This window comes from Vibrio sp. E150_011, from assembly GCF_053544015.1.
The window spans coordinates 113,489-132,686 of record NZ_JBHFOL010000001.1 but is presented as its reverse complement, the minus strand read 5'-3'; the positions used below and the strand labels follow the sequence as shown (position 1 = coordinate 132,686).

Sequence of the window (19,198 nt, the reverse complement as noted above, 5' to 3'; positions counted from 1 at the left end):
CAAGGCGAGGACATGATCGTCGCCGACAAGATTAACAAGGTTTACCCCAATGGTTGCCATGCTTTGAAAGATGTCACCGTCACCGTAAGGCGCGGTGAGGTAGTCGTAGTCGTCGGCCCATCAGGCTCCGGAAAGTCGACCTTTTTGCGAGCATTGAATCAGCTTGAGACCATCAGCAGCGGATCAATAACGGTTGATGGCACCGACATGTATGACAAGCAGACCAACATCAACACCTTGCGTGAAGAAGTTGGCATGGTATTTCAAAGTTTTAATCTTTTCCCTCACAAAACTGCGCTTGGCAATGTCATGTTAGCCCCACTTAAAGTCGCCAAACGAGGGAAGACTGAGGTGGAGAAAGAGGCAAAGATAATATTAGAAAAGGTCGGGTTAGCTGATCGAATGGACAATTACCCTAATCACCTGTCTGGCGGTCAACAACAACGTGTGGCGATAGCGCGTGCACTTGCTATGCAGCCTAACATCATGCTTTTTGATGAGCCTACCTCTGCTTTGGATCCTGAAATGGTTGGAGAAGTTCTCGATGTGATGAAAGGGCTAGCAGCGGATGGTATGACTATGGTTGTGGTGACTCATGAGATGGGCTTTGCTAAAGAGGTCGCGGATCGAGTGCTGTTTATGGAAGACGGTGAACTTCTGGTTTCAGATAGTCCAGAAGCCTTTTTTGACCATCCAAGTAACCCTAGACTCAAGCAGTTCCTCTCTAAGGTTCTTTAATCAGCATTATACGTTTAAGCTAAAAGCACAACGGCGTGGATGTTATTACGTCTATAACCTTTAATTAGCTGAGGAGTTTTCCTTCTCAGCTTTTTTAAGCGTTCCTACTGCTTCAATTCTCAACCCTATTCACTTCTCTATATGCTTAACAAAAAACGCATAAGCTAGACACGATAACGAGTGACACTTCTTTGGTGACGTCCAGTTAAGAGTGAAGAACTTTTGCATTGCTCAGTGGCGCTCTGGCAGCGAGTCTTGAGCGTCCACCTTTACGCGGTGCCCCCGTGTTACGTAAACCCTGCTTTCGCATAATGGATTAAAATTTCTTCGAGGACCTGAATTTCGTGAAAACCTTCTAGCCTAGGTGGGCAATAAAACGAGAGTGGGATTCGCAGCGAATTTACCAACTCATTGACGGATATTTCGACGAGTACACCTTGTTTTACCAACGGGTCAGCCAATGATTTGCTCAGGATTGACCAACCATCATGCTGAAGTAACTCCAGGAGAACCTCTGTGCTACTTACGAGTCTGAGGTCAGTTGAAATAGAAAACAACTCGGGATTGCTATTATGGTGATTTTCACTGAGATACTGTGTCGTCATTTCAAGCTCGTCGAGATGAACATTCTTAGTGTTAGCCAGCGTGTGACCGGAATGACAATAAACGTTATGCAGGCTTGTACCCAAGTTTATATATCGAAATGAATGTTCCGGTAAGCTCTTTAACTTACTTTGCATAATGGCAATAGACGACGTATCTCTTGCCAGTATATCGAGCACTTCATCACGATTCCGTTGTAGCCAATTTAGCCGCATGCCCGGAATTTGTGCCCGTACCAACTGGTTTATTTCTGCAATTAAAGAGCTAGGTACGAGAGCATCATGATAAACCGTCAGTACTTCAAGTTGCTTTTTGTACGCGTCCTGCATTCGCTCATAAAGTAGCTGACTATTTTTAACCAGAACTTTCGCCTGACGGTACAAGGATTCGGCCTCTTGGGTGGGAATTGCTTTCTTCCCCTCGATATAAAACAATTCAACATTGAAGGTATCTTCTAGTATTTTTATTTGCTCTCGAACCGTTGTGCGTTCTTTGTTTAGTTTCCTCCCTGCCTTACTGTAACTCCCTTCCTCGAAAGTCGCACAATAAGCCGCTAGGTGTTCATATGAAAACATGCTTACCCTCAATAATGTTTGGTTTTACCTATCATAATGCATTGTTAATGTATTTAAAGCTTTGATATTTTTCTCACTGATATTACAAGAAGTGTCAACCGCATCTCTCTAGCGCTGGATGACACAATAGTCACCACCGAGTCTGTCATCATCCAGACTGAAAAACCAAAATATACCTTTATCCAATAAATGAAGTAAGCGTGTACCTGCAATAAGGAAACTAATGAACATTTTAAGAAAAACAGCCAGCAAAGTATTGTCTATGACCATGCTTATTCCAGCTCTTCACTTTGGCGGCGCCCTTGCGTGCACTAGCATTGCCTTGCAAGCAAACGACGGCTCGGTGGTCTATGGCCGCACGATGGAGTGGGGGGCATTTGACCTTAATTCTCGCGTTGCCATCGTGCCGCAAGGACATGAGTTTCAAGCCTCTACCCCGGAAGGGAGAAACGGCATGAAATGGAAGGCAAAATATGGTGTTGTTGCACTAGATGCATTGGAGAAAGACTACTTAACCGATGGTATGAATGAGAAGGGATTAATCGTTGGGGTTTTATACTTGCCAGGATTTGCTCAGTTCCAAGAATTTGATGCTTCTCAAGCGGATAAAACGGTCAGCGAACTTGAATTGGCCAACTATCTATTGACATCTTTTGCGACAATTGATGAAGTGAAAAGTGGCCTAAAAGACATACGTGTTGTTGGAACACCAGAGCCATCAATTGGTGGCATAGCTGCCCCTATTCATCTCACTATTATTGAACCAAGCGGACAAGCCATTGTTGTCGAATACCTTGATGGCAAACTGAACATTTTTGATAATCCATTGCGTGTCATGACCAATAGTCCAAGTTTCGACTGGCATATGACCAATCTACGCAATTATGTTGGATTAACGCCAATAGATCATGCAACCAAAACACTGACTAAAGGCGAGCAAGATGTAAACTTAGCACCCATTGGTGCTGGAAGTGGCTTCCTTGGTTTGCCGGGTGATTTTACGCCCCCTTCTCGATTTGTACGTGCAACCGCTTATAGTCAAACGGCAAGGAACCTACCTAATAGTGAAGAAGCTTTGTATGAGGTATTGCGAATTATGGATAATTTTAATCTACCGCTCGGCGCGGCTGAAGGACCACAGGCTGATCTTGAAGGATTAGAAGGGATGCGAAGCTCTACTATCTGGACTTCGGTTGCCGATAGCCACAACCTAAAGTATTACTATCATACGCAACACAATCGTCAATTACGTATGATTGACTTAACCAAAATAGATTTTTCTACTGATGATAAGGCGATTCGTCACTTGCCTTTAGACATCAACAAGGTACAAGCAATACAAGACATCACGCCTAAATAAATCACCTCTGAACTGGATAGGAAATTACAGTTTAAGCCGAGAAACTTTGCTTCTCGGCTTTTTACGGAGTGGTGTAAAGTAGTGATCCGTAATTCTCATCGGAATTCCTCGCAGCACGATGAGATGATTCGTCGTCATCTTTTCAACGATAACAAAAGCTCAAATTTACTCGAGGTGTGACCAATATTCGCGAGATTGATAGTCTAATAATCTGAAAATTGATTAGGACGTTGCTTTTTATGATGAAACCGTCGTTACTAATGATGCTTTTGGTGGCATTATTACTTCAATCATATTGAAACGGTTCTAATGAGAGCTTGAAAGTAACCCAAGGAGGGGAGCATGGTAAAGTGGCGTCGTTGGGCGACCTGCACTGCAGTAGCGATTAACATGATTTCAAGTGTTCATGCAGAGACGGTGGATCTTTCGACCCTATTTCCTGAGCAAACCGTGCGTTCGTGCGGTAGTGCAAGTGAGCCTCTGCGGCTAAGCAAGAATGAACCTTTGGTGTTGATTGTTCATGGTTGTTTCGCGTCCGAAGGGCAATTTAAGGCACTATCGGAAGTCTATGCGGAATTAGGGCAACAGACGGCTTGTTTTGAATATGACGATAGACGCAGATTAGATGACGTTGCAGCTGATCTAATTGATGCAGCTAATACACTAAGCCCAGTACTAGGTGATCAAAAACTAACGGTCTTAGGGCATAGTCAAGGAGGGTTGATCACTCGACGAGCCGCTACTGACCATGACTCAGATGGTAAACATATCATTCATCACCCTCTAGAGATTGCGACAATATCCGCGCCATTTAAAGGCATTGAAGTTGCGTCTCATTGCGGCACTACTTGGTTGAGAGTGGCTTCACTCGGGATAGTCGATGCGATTTGTTATGCGGTAACTGGCGCAAAATATCTTGATATTCCACCGCAGGCGGAATTTATTGAAACGCCTGGAGAGTTGGTGCCACAACTGGATCGTCACCTCATCATTAAAACAGATGAAGTCAACACATGTCGGATCCAAGACGCGAATGGCCAGTGTATAAAAGATGACTACGTGTTTTCCCTTACAGAGCAATCTAAATCTAGGGTTGATCGCTCAGTGCAAGGTCAGGCAATCACCGTGCATGCGGGGCATGCAGAAATTGTGGGCAATGAAACCGTGACTCCTTGGAAGCTTATTGAGGTGCTGCAAAGATATGGTTTGATGGCAACGCCAGACCCTTCAGATGTTGAGACTTTTACCATGTCGGTTAATCGAATATACCAGCGATTTATATAGGGAGACTCAACGGGACAAGCTTTATATGAATGAAATGTGTGATATTAGTCACGGTCGATATTAGTATTGTTAACAGATATTCTCGGGGGTGTGAATATCTATTATCTTTCTTATTTTTAATTGACAATATTTCTGGTTATTTATTTTATCTCTATTTTTTCTAATTGATTAATTAAATTTTCAAATGAAAATTCAATTAAGTGAAATTAATAATTGTATATTTTCATCTAAAATGAGACTCCTTCTAAGTAATTGATATTAAATGAAGTTAAGGTTCAAGCGTGCTATTGATTGCATGGTTTTTAGTTTTGCATATATGTTTAAATAATCTATTTATCAATAATGTAATATTAGTTTTTAATATTTATTCTTAACATATTTTAATAGTGAATATATTGTTTTAGCTCCAAGGTGGTAATTTCTCATACAATAAATTGGAATTATAATGAAAAAATTAACTATATTATCGGTAGCAGTACTAATGGCTTCTGGCGCCAATGCAGCAGAGGTATATCAAAGCAAAGATTTAACTCTTTCTGTTGGTGGTCGAGCTGAAGCTCGTGCTGACGTTTATAACTCGGAAGCTAAAGCAGCGGGTAAAACTGATCAAACCGTTAATGACCAATCACGGGCTCGTCTTAATTTTGATGCAAAAACACAAATAAACGATAGTGTCTTCGCGCACGGTTTTACCGAGGGGGAATACACAAAAGATGGTGGTTTTGAAACTCGATATTTATATGTTGGTATCGGCAACGAAAATATTGAAGCGCAGTATGGTAAAACGGATGGCTCGTTAGGTCAGGTTACGGATATTGTCGATTTTTTTGATACTTACTCCGGACAAGCACAAGCTAAATTAAAAACGGCAGACCGTACTGAAAACCAACTATTAGTTATCGGTCATGCGGGCACATTCACGCTAAAAGCGAATGCAAATGGTGGGGGGCAAGATTATTCAAGCTCTAACGCAAGCACTGATACATTTAAGGCAGTCGTTAACTATGGTTTGGGTGCGTCAGCAGTCGGAGATTTAGGTGCTGGCTTTACTCTTGGTGGGGGGATCGCCTACGAAGACCTAAAAGACACGTCTTTGAATGGATCCTCTGCAAAAGATTCAGGTGGTGATAATGCGCTTGAAGCTGCCGCGGGTCTAGGTTACACCTACCAAGATTTGTATCTATCGGTTGGCGTGAACCAAACGAATGCGACCATTCAAGACTCAGATCTACAAACGCTAGGGTATGCAGTAGCAGGTGCATACAATATCACTGACAAACTGACATACCGTTTGGGTTATGCGTCGCAAAGCCATGATAACGATGGCGCAGTGAACCCTGATGACGACAGTTTCGTCTCAACAGAATTGTCTTATGTATTCACACCTAACTTTAAACTCTATACCGGTTTAGAGTACGGCCTTTCTGGCACAAAAGATGACAGTATTGCCGGCCGTGTTGGTGCAAATATGACGTTCTAATTCTCGCGGTCGTTTCCATATTTCGACTCTGAGATAATAAGCCCCAACGCACAGGTTGGGGCTTTTCTTATTAAAGCGTTAGTCGTTTATTGGGATTATTCCGTTAGTGCTTATTTTGATCAATAAATGTCAAATGTTGGCAGGATACATTGAAAACTCGGTGTTAAATATACGGCTAAATGATGAACCGCGGGATCTAACGGGAGTTATCCTCGGTTAGCAACCGACTCACGAGTGACCAAGCGTCCAGTAACAAGCGGTTTAGAATTGATAATGCGATCGTCTAAGCAAGCTTCTAGCCTTTCCATCGCATTATCAACAATCTGCTGGGAAGGGTAACTAATGCACGTTAATGGTGGGTTGAGCTGGCTGGCTAATTGAGAGTCTTCGAGTGAGATTATGGAGACTTCGTTAGGTGTAGCGAGATTAAAGTTACGTAACAAGTTCATTGCCACTGCGGCTTGGCTGTCTTTCATAACAACAATCGCGGTAAACGGGTGATAACTGTTTAGCAAAGACATAATCGCTTGTTCATTGTTGCCATTGGCGCTAACGATGAGTTGACGGTTAACGGGCATCGATGAATTCTGCAAAGAAGTTTTATAGCCTTCTAAGACTTGTTTCGAAGCAGCGCCTTCGTCTTCAACAATAATGGCGATACTTGTGTGACCTTTACTCGATAAATAACGGCAAGCGCTCTCTGCTGCAAAACGATAGTCGTAACCAATCGCTGACTGAGCATCAGTGATGGCACCGTCAATAGCAATAATATTTTTGTCATTTAAAGTCGTTAGGTCACCACCTAACGTGATAATCGCATCGCAATGACGTTGGTTTAATTCTTCAACACAGCGCAGTTGCTCTTCAGGTGATTCTGAGAATTGCACCAACATATGTTTGCCTTTGGCCTTCAATGATTTGGCCAGTAAGGGTAAGTACGTTGACACTTGTCCTGCATCGCTAGAGGATAGAATCACACCAATATAGTCAGAGCGTTGATTGGCGAGTGTTTGCGCGGCAGCGTTAGGGCGGTAGTTAAGTTCTTCTGCAGCGCGTAGCACAGCTTCTCTGCTTTCTGCTTTCACACCGCGAGTACCGCTCATGACACGAGACACGGTCGCTTTGGAAACATTTGCAAGGAGAGAAACATCAGTGATTGTCGCCATTCAGAAAGCCTTTTCTATCGTTTTATTTCAAAAATGGGAAATCGGTTCCCAATAATTTCTTCATTGTACTATTTATCGCCATTAAACCTCAAGTGTGGTGATGTAATTAACGAACTTAGAAAAGGACGCTTACTAATAATGAACGAATATTTTAGTTAATAGGTTATATCGCTGTAATCATTAGTAGTAAGCGTTAAGCGTTAAGCATTAACTTAAGAAGCGTTGACGTTGCTAGAGAATGCCGTCGAGCGGCAGTTGTATTGACTACGCGGTCATACAACTACGGCTAGGGGGGTGAGGCGCTTCTGCTATGACTTGGCTTCAATCTTTTTATGTAGGTCAATCATCTCGGTGACGAGTTCTTTAGCCAGCATAGATGTCATTAAATGATCTTGAGCATGAACCATGATCAGTGTCATTTTAGTCTTACCAGTACCTTCATCAGCTTCAATTAATTTGGTTTGAACCAGGTGAGCTTGATTGGCAAATTCTTGTGCTTCTTTCAATAGACCATCCGCTTCCGAAAATTCGCCTTTTTTAGCATGGCGTAGGGCTTCATAACACAAGCTACGTGATTGACCAGCATTGATGATAATGCCCATTACTTGTTCTTCAAGATCCATATTTTCCATGTTGTTACCTTTAATTTGTCATAATCGTTGATATCGCGGCCGACGGAATCGACCGCGTTAGTGTTAGTGTGATTCAGTGTCTAGAAGCCGTTGTTCTGAGATACCTGTGCATACCACTCGCCACTCTTTTTCACTGAACGCTTTTGAGTGTTAAGGTCGAGTTGGTAGAAGCCATAACGGTTTTTGTAGGCGTTAGCCCAAGACCAGTTATCAATAAAGGTCCAAAGGTGATACCCAAAGCAGGCCGAACCTTCTTCAATACCTTTGTGCAACCACTGCAAGTGGCCTTGGATAAAGTCGATGCGATAGTCATCTTGAATTTGTCCATCGACTAAAAACTTCTCTTCACCTTCCACACCCATACCATTTTCTGAAATGTAGCAAGGTAGGTTACCGTAGTTCTCGCGAAGGTTAGTTAGGATGTCGTAGACTCCTTTTTCGTAGATCTCCCAGCCGCGATGAGGATTCATTTTACGGCCAGGCATTTCGTAATAATCGAAGAAATGTTCTGGCATGAATGGCGCTTCTGGGTGAATGGCGTTGTCGCGAGCTTTAACGCGGCGTGGCTGGTAGTAGTTCACGCCAAGTACATCGACTTTGCCTTTCGCAATCAGCTCACAATCACCCGCTTCAACAGTAGGCATTTGACCGTGCTCAGTGAGAAGCTCGACCAGTTCTTGTGGGTACTCTCCCTTAACCGATGGGTCTAAGAAGCTGCGATTAAACATCAGGTCACAGATGTTAGCGGCTTTTAGATCCGCCGGATTTTGTGAACGAGGGTAAGACGGCGTCAGGTTGAGAATGATGCCAATACGGCCATCGGTGTCTAATGCTCGGTATTTTTCAACCGCTTTAGCGTGCGCTAAAATGGTATGGTAAGCCACCGTTGCCGCACGTTTGAAGTCGACGACATTAGGGTAGTGGAAGTCGTAAAGGTAGCCACCTTCAACGGGAACAATCGGCTCGTTGAATGTAAACCAGCTTTTAACACGGTCGCCAAAGAGTTTGAAGCAAACCTCAGCAAAGTTAGCGTATGCATCCAACACTTCGCGGTTTTCAAAGCCACCAATATTTTGCATCGCTAGCGGCATATCAAAATGATACAAGCAGATGAAGGGTTCGATGTCTTGAGCCACCAGTTCGTTGATGACGTTATTGTAAAACTCAACCGCTTCTTGGTTTACTTCGCCCGTGCCATTTGGAATGAGACGTGACCAAGAAATGGAAGTACGGAAGCTGTTGTGACCGATGTCTTTCATTAATTGAATATCGGCTTTGTAGTTTTGGTAGAACGTTGACGCAGTCGTTGACGATACATTGTTATGGAAACGATTCGGCTGTTCTTTGTACCAATGGTCCCAAATGCTCTCGCCTTTACCGCCGTCAAACGCGGCACCTTCAGTTTGAGCTGATGAAGCGGCGCTGCCCCAACGAAAGTTCTCAGGAAATTGATAGTTCATGATAATGGTCCTTTAAGAGGGCAGCGCTGACTGCCCTAGAATTGAAAAGAGTAAAAACGTGTGGGTTGAATTAAGCGGTTACAGGTTGCGCGCTTGGTTGTGCTTCTTCTTTCTCGCTGGCTTCTTGGTCTAGCAATGTCTTTTCGTACGCTTTTAGGAACGGTAGGTACATAAGGGCAGACATAATCATACACATGAAGCACAAGATGACAGGACTGAAGGCCCAGTTAGCTGCCCATGAGGCGCCGATCGGTCCAGGTGTTGTCCAAGGTGTGAGTGAGACAACGCGTTCAACCAAACCAAAGTCCAAAGCAAACCATGCAAGTGTTGCATTAATCATTGGCACTAAAATAAAGGGTAGGAAGAACACTGGGTTCATAATGATTGGCGCACCGAACAAAATAGGTTCGTTGATATTAAACAGTGACGGTACGCTGCCTAATTTACCAATCGTTCTTAGGTGAATAGCCTTGCTGCGCATCAGTAAGAAGGCCAAAGGAAGCGTTGAACCTACACCACCAATTAATAGATAGTGATCCCAGAAGCCTTGCACAAAGATATGTGGAATGGCTTCGCCAGCAGCCATAGCCGCTTGGTTCACAGAAAGGTTCGCCATCCAGAATGGGTTCATGATGCCAGTCACGATAAGCGCGCCATGGATGCCAGCAAACCAAAGAATTTGACAGACAAGAACAGCGAGTAACAGAGCCGGTAATGAGTCAGAGGCGGCAACCAAAGGCTGAATCAGTGACATAATAGCTTCAGGGATGATCATGCCTGTTTGCGATTCAATGAAAAGGTTTAAAGGGTGCAGCGTTAAGATGATCACCAGCACTGGAATTAGGATTTCAAACGAACGCGCTACGCCAGTTGGTACTTCTGGTGGCAGTTTGATCGTGATGTTGTTACGTTTGAGGAATGCATACACTTCTGTCGCATAAAGTGCGGTAATAATTGAGGTGAAAATACCTTGGCCTGAGAAGTACTGCATGGAGATGTTGCCATCTTGAACTGGCGCTGCCACCAATAAGAACGCCATCAAAGCAAGTAGGCCAGTCGTGACAGGATCAAGGTTATGGTGCCTTGCGAGGCTCGAACCTATCCCGACGGATATGAATATGGTCATTATCCCCATACTGAGGTTAAATGGCAGTATCAGTTGTTCACGGTATGTATCTGAAAAGCTAAGCCATGACTGTGCAAACCCGAGGGTCGTGTCTGGCGAAAAAGGAGGAAAGATAAATACCAACATGAATGAACCAACAATCATGAAAGGTAGGGCGGCAATAAAGCCATCGCGTATTGACGTCACGTATTTTTGTTGGCCAATCTTTCCCGCTATTGGGGTGACCTTTTGCTCGATTACGTTGACCATTTTATCGTATAAAGCGCTCATTATAGTGTCTCTTTTTTGTTAGAACGTTAAGGATGTTTGGATTCAAATATTCACTGCTGTTCGTTTGAGTTCGGTGACCGGTTTCAAATGAACGGATTGCATTTGGCGCCCGTTTGAGTACGACGATACGGGCGCAATCTGTATCGGATTAGCCGATAAGCTCTAAGGCGAAATCTAAAACCTTGTCACCTTTTTGCATGCCGTAATCCATCATGTTGATAGGCTCGACTTTAATACCGAATTCGTCAGCAACTTTTTGCAGATCACCCTGCATATACTTGACTTGAGGGCCAAGAAGTACCACTTCGTATTGCCCAACATTGGCACTAAATTCATTCGCTCCAAACGCTTTAATATCCGCTTCGATCCCACGTTCTTGAGCTGACGCTTCCATTTTTTTTACTAGCATTGATGTAGACATACCAGCAGAGCAGCAAAGCATAATTTTTTTCATTTTTTGTTTTCCTAATTCTTGAGTTCCTTTTTACTATGCTCTTTTGGAAATCATTTGGAAACCGGTTTCCAAATGATTTCCAGGTGAGTGTGAAAACGATCACTTGAAAGTGAAGAAATGATGAAATTTTCGTGATGAGGTTAACGAAAGAAAATCGATAATAAGCATGATAATGAGGCATTGTTTACGACTGTGTACGCATTCTGGCAATCGATGTATTTTGTGTAGACATTGAATTGACTGATGGTGAATAGGGCGAAAATCGTAGAGAAAATGTGTTCAATGCATCAAATTTGGATAAGCGGTTTCCAAGAGTCTTTAAAGTTGCGGTATTCTGCGTCCATTCCGAAAGTTGGTAGCAAACAATGAATTATTCGATCATGAGAGTCTTTGCATCTCAAGTAGAGCAAGTGATGAACCCCGTCGCCAAGCTACTAACACGTAGCCAGCATTTAATGGCGCTGCGTGATGGGTTTCAACTGGCGATGCCGTTTATTTTTGTTGGCTGTTTTTTCGTCCCTATTATTTTTCCGCCGTTTGCTAACCCCCAATCGATGTTGTCGATTTGGTGGCTTGACCTTGCGAATACACTTCGGCCAGTTTTACTCCCGACGTATCAACTTACGATCGGTGTCGTGGGGTTGATTGTTGCGTTTGGTGTATCCGCAAGCCTTGCCAAACACTATCAACTCCCGGAAAGGCTAAGTGGTTTGACGGGCTGTATGGCCTTTCTGATGCTGGTGGGTTTTTATGATTTAGGCACTGCTGATATCCGTTATCTAGGCGGCGGGGGGATTTTTACTGCTTTGATTGCCAGTGTGTATGCGGTTGAGGTGGTTCGCTTTTTTATTCGGCATGGTTTGTATATTAAGATGCCTGAAGACGTCCCCATTCTTACGGTACAAAGCTTTAAATTGATGATCCCTATCTTTGTCGTGGTCACAACACTGTCGATGTTCAATGTTTGGATTGAGAGCCAATTTGGGGTGCATTTTCCTGCATTGATAGAAGCGCTGTTTCGTCCATTAGTCCTTGCTTCTGACAGCCTAGCCGCCGTGTTGATTTCTATTCTAGTATGCCAGTTACTTTGGTTTATGGGCATACATGGAGCGCTGATCATTACCGGTATAATGAATCCTTTCTGGATGTCTAATCTACTTGAAAATCAAGAGGCTATTGCCTCAGGTTTAGAGACCGTCCCGCATATTTATTTGCCAGCATTCTGGGACTTTTTCGTTCTGATTGGGGGAGTGGGCTCAACGCTTCCATTAGTTTACTTGGCGCTGAAAAGCCGCTCAAATCAATTAAAGTCGGTCGGGAAAGTGGGGGTTATTCCTTCGCTGTTTAATATCAATGAACCGATATTATTTGGCTTTCCTATCATCATGAATCCGCTGTTCTTGCTCCCTTTCGTGCTCGTTCCAATGTTCAACGCAACGATCGCATGGTTTTTGACTTCAGCCGGAATACTGGACCGCATCGTCATTATGCTTCCTTGGTCTGTTCCTGCGCCGATTGGTGCCGCTTGGGCAGCCAATGGCAGCATCATTAATGCCTGTATGGTGGGCTTTGCGATGATCAATGCTTATTTCCTTTATCTGCCTTTCTTTAGGGCTCATGAAAAGATATTAATTGAGCAAGAAGCAGAGCGAGCGGATAAGCTTCGTCGCCATCAGCAGCCCTCGGTGGTGTAACAAAATGATAGGGAAGCGTGTGGATCTAACGCCATACGTTGGCGAAGATTAACTTGGCTGGAAAATCGGGTGGGACAGTAAATTCTGCTAATGGGTTTACGGTTTTCGACACGGACGTATGACCTTGCCGTGTGGCTTGCCAGATGACAAAACTAAGACCAAATAATTAATTAAAAAATGGGCACACCTGAGTGCCCATTTTTTATGCCTTGATGTTAATGCGCCCTTGCAACAGTTCCCAAACTGGTCACCGTAAATGTTTGAGTCGAGATTGGAATGAACACGGATTGACCTTTCTTAATTGTGATGGTTTCGCCATTTGTGCTTTCAAATGTTGCATCTTCGTCGATCGCAAACCAAATCTCGGCGCGTTTCATCGCCACTTCTTGGTGGTTAGATTGCGGATAGACTGAGAAAGCAAAGTCGCTGACCGGTACCGCAAAATCTAGTCTACCTGTCTCTTGTGCTGGTGTGGTTAAGATACGCTCTGCTACCAAAGGCTCAAAACGACAAGAAGCAAGCAGCTCTGGTACGTCGATGTATTTCGGCGTTAAACCAGCTCGTAGCACATTATCTGAATTGGCCATGAGCTCTAACGCCGTGCCTCTGACATAAGCATGCGGCGTGCCTGCATCCAGGTACATGGCTTCACCAGGCTGCAAGACGACAACATTCAACATCAAAGGTGACAGTAAGCCGACATCCTTAGGGTAGTACTCGTTGAGTTCGAGGATGAAGGTTGCCAACTCCCCACCATCGGCGTGAGCCCAATTTAATAAATCTTCGGTGGCGTCGATTCTTTGTGTATCGCTTAGCGTTAACACCGCTTCAAAAAGCGTGCGTAATCCCTGTGCGTTTTGTTGGCCAGCGTACTGTTCAACAATCGTTGATAAGACGTGGCTATCCACGGCTTTAAAATGCTCAAGGATTGACGAATAGCTTCGAAAGCCATTCATCGCGTAATACGTGGTCAGCGCATACACTAATTCGGGTTTATGGTTCGGATCTTTGTAATTGCGGTTGTAGGCATCGATAGCAATACCATTTGCGTTTTCTTTGGCAAATCCTATTTCTGCTTCTTGTTTGGTTGGGTGTACTTGTATGGATAATGCCTGCGCTGCTGCAAGCACTTTAAATAGGTATGGGAGCTCACCAAATTGCTGTTGTGTTTGCTCACCAAGAACATTGGCACCGTGTTGTTTGATGTAGTCGCATAATTGGACGGACTCACCATCAACATTAATAGTGGAGCTTGCTTTTGGATGGGCGCCCATCCAGATTTCCGCCATTGGTTTTTTGTCGGTATTTTCTACATTGAAGAGCTCTGGAATAGAGGTGGTACTCCCCCAAGGGTAGTGCTGAATAGTATTGTCTAGTAGAAAAAAAGAGGACGCTGTAGTCATAAAATACTCTCACTAAAATCAGGAATTATAAAGGAACCGCTAATTATCTTAAGCCGTTCAAAGGAATCTATATGTCAGCCAAGTATGTCGAAACTAGATGATCTCTAGTCGTTTACATCGATGTAATTCGTGGCTAAGGGTTCTTCTTGTATGCCTCGTCATTTCTGTTGAACATACCGTAATTCGTTACATTTTTACGAAATTAGTTGAAAACTTAAAGTTCTCGCACAGGTGCTTAACGTTGGAATACTCGAAGGTATCTCCGTTATCTAAGTAGACAACTTGTTCGACATTGACGACGGAATCACCCACCGATAAATTCATGTGTTCAGCTTCTAGTTCTGAGGCAGGAATCACGGTAATTTCTAACGTAGAGCTGTGAATTTTAAGACCAAGTTCGTTGCCGATGTAGTCGTAGATTGAATTCTCAATATGTTGTTTCGATAAACCTGTGATGACATTAATCGGCATGTAGGTGTCTTCGATGACATTTGGATTGTTATCCAAGATTCGAACGCGAGTGATGTGATAAAGCATATCGCCTTCTTGGCAGTTGAGGCGCTGCGCTAAAAAGTCACTGGCAGGTTCGACAGAATAATTGAGCACCTGGGTCTTTACGGTTTGACCAATGGCCTCGGCGTTGGCTTTTGTGCCGTATAAATGTTTAGGCGTTTGCGTATTGAGCGGCGGCTGTTTGACATAAGAGCCAGAGCCACGTTTACGAACCACTAAGCCATCATTAACTAAAATATCCAACGCTTTTTTGATGGTGAGTTCACTACAACTGAACTCGTTTGCCAATGAGGTGCCATCAGGAAGCTTTGCGTTTGATTTGTAGTGGCCCGCAAAGATACGTTCCTTCACTGTTGCGTAGATATCTAGATATTTGACCATTACGTTTTCCATTGTTGGATGTGCGATAACAACACGCATTCTGTCGTTCGCTGTTGGTTCCATGTACTTTACGGAGTTTGGTAGCTTTCGCCTTACATTAGGCGCCCCATATAGACCTTGTATAGTTGCCACACCTTTAGGTGACTCGCCATACCCGAATAATAAATCGAGGGCATGCAGTACGCGCGACATAATAAAGGTACTCGGTAGATAATAAAGGTACTCGGCAGATAATAAGGTACGCGCTACATAATAAAGTATTGTACCAAGCTAAAGCTATATGTTTTGCATATCAATAACTATATGGTTATTTTTTTAAAAGAGTATTCCTTTGTGTGACGTGGCTAGTGTTTTTAAATGCGTGCGCTGTCCTAACGGGGTGATATCTGGTCTATTAGTTTTACAAGTTCCTCAAACGTCAGGGTTATGCTTTGATTATGGCGTTAGATGAGTCATCAAACTATCTGGACGATATGGCAACACATTGAGGCGGTATCGTTCACCGTGAAGTTGAGAAAAACTATGATTGTAGGTTTAGATATTGGCGGAACTAAAATTGAAGGGGTTGGGTTAATCCAACAAGCCAACAGTCCCACATACCAAACGTTAGTGACGTATCGAGAGCCGACCAACACATCGAGCTATGCCGCATTCTTACAATCCGTATTGAGCGTGATCGAACACGTGGCAACTCATGGTGATGTAGAGTCAATTGGTATTGGGTGCTGTGGTTCGATTGGCAATGATGGGCTAATGCAAGGCGCTAATGTCACTGTACTTAATGGTGCCGACTTTATTGGTGATTTACGTCGTCACATTGATGTCCCTGTTGCGATTGCGAACGATGCCGATTGCTTAGCGTTGTCAGAGTTTAAAGATGGGGCGGCTATTGATGCCCTTCATTCGTGTGTTGCCGTAATTATCGGTACGGGTTGTGGCTCCGGCGTCATAATTAATAACGGCCTAGTGACAGGCCTGAACAAGCTTGGCGGTGAGTTGGGGCATAACCCACTACCTAACTTTAATCAGTCTGTCGATGGTCAGCCAGTTGAATGTTACTGCGGTTCAATGAATTGTACTGAGAGCTTTGTATCGGGTTCAGGGTTTGGTCGTACTTTTAGCGAGAAACATTTCTCAGCGGATTCGAAACAGATTATGGCACTTGTCGAGCAAGGGAATGCGGATGCTATTGCACATCTTGACCTCTATTGTGATCAATTAGCTCGCACTTTAGCAACGGTTATTAACTTTATTGACCCAGAGGTGATTGTTCTCGGTGGGGGCATGTCAAATGTTGACGCGATTTATCCTAGGGTTCAGCAAAAAATCAATAATTACACATTTACTAAAGCCGCGACAACCAAAGTAGTGAAGAATCACCATGGTGACTCCTCGGGTGTACGTGGCGCGGCCTTTTTACCTTTATTGTAATGTCGAGAATGACAATGTTTAGAATGGTGAGGTTCAGATCGTTGTAGTGATTCTCAGAGCCAAACCTTATACCTAAATCTGGACTTTATATTTGGTGTTAGGTCGGAGTATACCACTTTGATTGTGGTGGTTTGGTGTACAAGTCCTGCTTGCGTTGCCGTAGGCAGGAAAAAATTTTGACTAGATCGTATAAATACATAATGTTTTATAACTATAACCATATGGTTTAAGGGTTGTATGAATTATTTAGTACTAGATTTTGGTGGCAGTGCAGTCAAAGGCGCAGTGATGACAAGACATGCGGACATTGTCGAGCGATTCACGCTGACAAGCCATGCAAAGACTTATGAGGCGTGGCTTGATGCATTTACGCCGGTATTTGAACAATATCGAATCAAATATAACATTTTGGGTATAGCCGTGAGCACGTGTGGTGCGGTGGATGTCGACACCGGGATTATCCATGGTGGTAGCGCTTTGCCGTATATCCATGGCTTTGATGTTAAATCGCTGTATGAAGACCGTTTTGGTTTGCCGACAGAACTGGAAAATGATGCCTGCTGCGCCGCCTTGGCTGAGTCTTGGCTGGGAGCGGGTAGCGATTCCAATCATTTTGCATTGGTCGTCATTGGTACAGGGGTTGGTGGCGCGATTGTCACTCATCAGCAGATCATGAAAGGGCACCACTTACACGGTGGCGAATTCGGATTTAGCATCATGGAGTACCGAGATGGGAAGCCTATTACGTTAGGGTATCTGGCATCGACGTTAGCGCTCGTTGAACTTGCTGCAAGTGCATTGAGCGTATCGGTTGAAACACTGAATGGCCTCAAAGTATTCGAGATGTATGAGCAACAACATCCTGAGATCGTTCAGGTTGTGGATCAGTGGATCGGCTATTTAGCGACTGGGCTTTATAACATTCAATACAGTATCGATCCAGAAGTCATCATCATTGGCGGCGCAATCAGTCGCCGGCAGGATCTCTTAGCGCTCATTAATCACAAGTTAGATTGTATTTTGGCCGACATACCGATTGCTAGGGTTCGGCCTGTTCTCAAAGTCACGAAATTTGGTAACGACGCTAATTTGATTGGCGCGTTGAAACATTATATGAATAAGCAAGGTTAATAAGATGACGAAATTGACGTTTCCACATGATTTTAAATGGGGCGCTGCCGCGTCTGGAATCCAAACCGAAGGGGTAGCGAATAAAGCCAATGATTCGATATGGGATGTATGGCACCAACAATCACCCGAACGGTTTTTCCGCGGTATCGGTTCACAACTTGTGACGGACACTTACCATCGCTATGAAGAAGATGTTCAGCTAATGAAAAACATTGGCTTTAACTCTTTTCGGACATCAATTCAATGGTCTCGCCTAATTAAAAACTACGAAACAGGCGAGGTTTGTCCTGATGCTGTGCGTTTCTATCATCGGTACCTAGACGAGATGATCGCGAATGGTATTGAACCAATGATGAATCTTTATCATTTTGATATGCCAGCGGAACTTCAAGAAAAGTTTGGTGGTTTTGAATCAAAAAAAGTGGTCGATCTATATGTCGATTATGCAAAAACAGCATTCCAGTTATTTGGGAATAAGGTCAAATATTGGATTACATTCAATGAACCGATCGTCCCTGTGGAAGGGGGGTATCTATACGATTTTCATTATCCATGCAAAAAAGACGGCAAACTAGCGGTTCAAGTGGGTTACAACATTATCCTTGCCCATGCGAGAGCCGTACATGAATTTCATCGCCTTGGACTGGAAGACACAAAAATCGGGGTGGTCTTAAATCTTACCCCTTCTTATACTCGCGATGATCGCGAAGACGACCAGAAAGCGGCTTGGTATGCTGATCTGCTGTTTAATCGTAGTTTTCTTGATCCAATGGTGAAAAACGAAATACCAAAAGAGTTGTGTGATATTTTTTCTGAGCACGGTGTCATGCCCGAAACATCTAAAGATGAACTTGCAACCATCACGTCGGCAAACATCGAATTTCTAGGGGTGAATTATTATGTCCCGCGTCGTGTTCAAGCCCGTGAAAGCGAGTACGAGTTAGATTATTTCACACCGGAGGTCTATTTCGAAAACTACGTGAATCCTGAGGGGCGCTTTAATCCATACCGTGATAACAACGAGATCCTACCGACGGCGATTTATGATATTGCCATGAATATCAAACAAAATTACGACAATATACCTTGGTTCCTTGCAGAAATTGGTATCGCAATGGATGAGGCATCGGAAGGTAAACCAGATGACAATGGCATTATTGACGACAGTTTCCGAACCAATCTCATGAAAGAACATCTTGTTCAGCTTCATCGTTCGCTTGAAGATGGAGCAAGTTGTTTCGGTGTACATCAGTGGACGTTTATTGACAATTGGTCTTGGACAAATTCCTTTAAGCGCCGCTATGGGTTTTATCGCTTGGATCTTGAAACGGGCAACAGAATCTTGAAGCAGCATGGATTGTGGTTTAAAGAGCTTGCGACCACAGGGATATTGCGCGATTAACGAATCATAAGAAGTCTACCCCGTAGTATGCAATTTACGGGGTATTAGTGGTGGTTTGGGTTTATTTTAGGTTTCCTATTGGCTTAACGTCAACG

Annotated in this window: 16 protein-coding genes; 8 read left to right on the top strand and 8 right to left on the bottom strand. The window is 43.7% G+C overall.

The window, feature by feature from the left end; translation table 11 throughout:
• The first annotated feature begins 12 nt into the window (after positions 1-12).
• Complete coding sequence (locus ACE1OE_RS00430) at positions 13-738, top strand: amino acid ABC transporter ATP-binding protein (RefSeq protein WP_102469353.1); 726 nt, start codon at positions 13-15, stop codon at positions 736-738.
• 287 nt (positions 739-1,025) lie between these two features.
• Here the strand turns inward: ACE1OE_RS00430 and ACE1OE_RS00425 are convergent, their stop codons facing one another.
• Positions 1,026-1,916, bottom strand: coding sequence for a LysR family transcriptional regulator (locus ACE1OE_RS00425; RefSeq protein WP_102469352.1), 891 nt, complete (start codon positions 1,914-1,916; stop codon positions 1,026-1,028).
• 223 nt (positions 1,917-2,139) lie between these two features.
• Between ACE1OE_RS00425 and ACE1OE_RS00420 the strand changes: the two genes are divergently transcribed.
• The 3 genes from ACE1OE_RS00420 to ACE1OE_RS00410 all read left to right on the top strand — a co-directional run bounded on the left by ACE1OE_RS00420 (position 2,140) and on the right by ACE1OE_RS00410 (position 6,040).
• On the top strand, positions 2,140-3,276 hold the full coding sequence (locus ACE1OE_RS00420; RefSeq protein WP_449209711.1) for a linear amide C-N hydrolase: 1,137 nt from the start codon (positions 2,140-2,142) through the stop codon (positions 3,274-3,276).
• A 342-nt stretch (positions 3,277-3,618) separates the two neighbouring features.
• Complete coding sequence (locus tag ACE1OE_RS00415) at positions 3,619-4,560, top strand: esterase/lipase family protein (protein WP_449209710.1); 942 nt, start codon at positions 3,619-3,621, stop codon at positions 4,558-4,560.
• A gap of 445 nt (positions 4,561-5,005) precedes the next feature.
• The gene (locus ACE1OE_RS00410; protein WP_449209709.1) at positions 5,006-6,040 is read left to right on the top strand and encodes a porin; all 1,035 of its coding nucleotides are present in this window, start codon (positions 5,006-5,008) and stop codon (positions 6,038-6,040) included.
• Between the two features lie 206 nt (positions 6,041-6,246).
• On the opposite strand, the gene ACE1OE_RS00405 is transcribed toward ACE1OE_RS00410, so the two are convergent.
• The 5 genes from ACE1OE_RS00405 to ACE1OE_RS00385 all read right to left on the bottom strand — a co-directional run bounded on the left by ACE1OE_RS00405 (position 6,247) and on the right by ACE1OE_RS00385 (position 11,148).
• The gene (locus tag ACE1OE_RS00405) at positions 6,247-7,206 is read right to left on the bottom strand and encodes a LacI family DNA-binding transcriptional regulator (RefSeq protein ID WP_102469348.1); all 960 of its coding nucleotides are present in this window, start codon (positions 7,204-7,206) and stop codon (positions 6,247-6,249) included.
• 308 nt (positions 7,207-7,514) lie between these two features.
• Positions 7,515-7,853 carry a PTS N,N'-diacetylchitobiose transporter subunit IIA gene (gene chbA, locus ACE1OE_RS00400; protein ID WP_347231007.1) on the bottom strand — a complete coding sequence of 113 codons (339 nt, stop codon included), beginning with the start codon at positions 7,851-7,853 and terminating at the stop codon, positions 7,515-7,517.
• Between the two features lie 65 nt (positions 7,854-7,918).
• Entirely contained in the window at positions 7,919-9,298 is a 1,380-nt protein-coding gene (locus tag ACE1OE_RS00395) for a glycoside hydrolase family 1 protein (RefSeq protein WP_102469346.1), read from the bottom strand.
• Positions 9,299-9,368: 70 nt separating this feature from the next.
• Positions 9,369-10,694 (bottom strand): PTS sugar transporter subunit IIC, encoded by a 1,326-nt coding sequence (locus ACE1OE_RS00390; RefSeq protein ID WP_102469345.1) that lies wholly within the window; start codon positions 10,692-10,694, stop codon positions 9,369-9,371.
• A gap of 148 nt (positions 10,695-10,842) precedes the next feature.
• Positions 10,843-11,148 carry a PTS sugar transporter subunit IIB gene (locus tag ACE1OE_RS00385; RefSeq protein ID WP_449209708.1) on the bottom strand — a complete coding sequence of 102 codons (306 nt, stop codon included), beginning with the start codon at positions 11,146-11,148 and terminating at the stop codon, positions 10,843-10,845.
• A gap of 365 nt (positions 11,149-11,513) precedes the next feature.
• Between ACE1OE_RS00385 and ACE1OE_RS00380 the strand changes: the two genes are divergently transcribed.
• Positions 11,514-12,842 (top strand): PTS sugar transporter subunit IIC, encoded by a 1,329-nt coding sequence (locus ACE1OE_RS00380; protein WP_449209707.1) that lies wholly within the window; start codon positions 11,514-11,516, stop codon positions 12,840-12,842.
• Between the two features lie 215 nt (positions 12,843-13,057).
• Here the strand turns inward: ACE1OE_RS00380 and manA are convergent, their stop codons facing one another.
• Positions 13,058-14,245, bottom strand: a complete 1,188-nt coding sequence (manA, locus tag ACE1OE_RS00375; RefSeq protein ID WP_449209706.1) for a mannose-6-phosphate isomerase, class I — start codon at positions 14,243-14,245, stop codon at positions 13,058-13,060.
• A 186-nt stretch (positions 14,246-14,431) separates the two neighbouring features.
• On the bottom strand, positions 14,432-15,331 hold the full coding sequence (locus ACE1OE_RS00370) for a GntR family transcriptional regulator (protein WP_449209705.1): 900 nt from the start codon (positions 15,329-15,331) through the stop codon (positions 14,432-14,434).
• Positions 15,332-15,586: 255 nt separating this feature from the next.
• Between ACE1OE_RS00370 and ACE1OE_RS00365 the strand changes: the two genes are divergently transcribed.
• The 3 genes from ACE1OE_RS00365 (at position 15,587) to ACE1OE_RS00355 (ending at position 19,103) form a co-directional block, all read left to right on the top strand.
• A complete protein-coding gene (locus ACE1OE_RS00365) occupies positions 15,587-16,570 on the top strand; it encodes an ROK family protein (protein ID WP_449209704.1) in 984 nt (327 codons plus the stop codon).
• 237 nt (positions 16,571-16,807) lie between these two features.
• A complete protein-coding gene (locus tag ACE1OE_RS00360; protein ID WP_449209703.1) occupies positions 16,808-17,701 on the top strand; it encodes an ROK family protein in 894 nt (297 codons plus the stop codon).
• 4 nt (positions 17,702-17,705) lie between these two features.
• On the top strand, positions 17,706-19,103 hold the full coding sequence (locus ACE1OE_RS00355; RefSeq protein ID WP_372061751.1) for a glycoside hydrolase family 1 protein: 1,398 nt from the start codon (positions 17,706-17,708) through the stop codon (positions 19,101-19,103).
• Positions 19,104-19,198 lie beyond the last annotated feature (95 nt).

Bases quoted from the DNA above. Each gene is read 5' to 3' on its own strand.
- ACE1OE_RS00430 (WP_102469353.1), top strand. From the start codon at position 13: ATGATCGTCGCCGACAAGATTAACAAGGTTTACCCCAATGGTTGCCAT.
- ACE1OE_RS00425 (WP_102469352.1), bottom strand. From the start codon at position 1,916: ATGTTTTCATATGAACACCTAGCGGCTTATTGTGCGACTTTCGAGGAA.
- ACE1OE_RS00420 (WP_449209711.1), top strand. From the start codon at position 2,140: ATGAACATTTTAAGAAAAACAGCCAGCAAAGTATTGTCTATGACCATG.
- ACE1OE_RS00415 (WP_449209710.1), top strand. From the start codon at position 3,619: ATGGTAAAGTGGCGTCGTTGGGCGACCTGCACTGCAGTAGCGATTAAC.
- ACE1OE_RS00410 (WP_449209709.1), top strand. From the start codon at position 5,006: ATGAAAAAATTAACTATATTATCGGTAGCAGTACTAATGGCTTCTGGC.
- ACE1OE_RS00405 (WP_102469348.1), bottom strand. From the start codon at position 7,206: ATGGCGACAATCACTGATGTTTCTCTCCTTGCAAATGTTTCCAAAGCG.
- ACE1OE_RS00395 (WP_102469346.1), bottom strand. From the start codon at position 9,298: ATGAACTATCAATTTCCTGAGAACTTTCGTTGGGGCAGCGCCGCTTCA.
- ACE1OE_RS00390 (WP_102469345.1), bottom strand. From the start codon at position 10,694: ATGAGCGCTTTATACGATAAAATGGTCAACGTAATCGAGCAAAAGGTC.
- ACE1OE_RS00385 (WP_449209708.1), bottom strand. From the start codon at position 11,148: ATGAAAAAAATTATGCTTTGCTGCTCTGCTGGTATGTCTACATCAATG.
- ACE1OE_RS00380 (WP_449209707.1), top strand. From the start codon at position 11,514: ATGAATTATTCGATCATGAGAGTCTTTGCATCTCAAGTAGAGCAAGTG.
- manA (WP_449209706.1), bottom strand. From the start codon at position 14,245: ATGACTACAGCGTCCTCTTTTTTTCTACTAGACAATACTATTCAGCAC.
- ACE1OE_RS00370 (WP_449209705.1), bottom strand. From the start codon at position 15,331: ATGTCGCGCGTACTGCATGCCCTCGATTTATTATTCGGGTATGGCGAG.
- ACE1OE_RS00365 (WP_449209704.1), top strand. From the start codon at position 15,587: ATGAGTCATCAAACTATCTGGACGATATGGCAACACATTGAGGCGGTA.
- ACE1OE_RS00360 (WP_449209703.1), top strand. From the start codon at position 16,808: ATGAATTATTTAGTACTAGATTTTGGTGGCAGTGCAGTCAAAGGCGCA.
- ACE1OE_RS00355 (WP_372061751.1), top strand. From the start codon at position 17,706: ATGACGAAATTGACGTTTCCACATGATTTTAAATGGGGCGCTGCCGCG.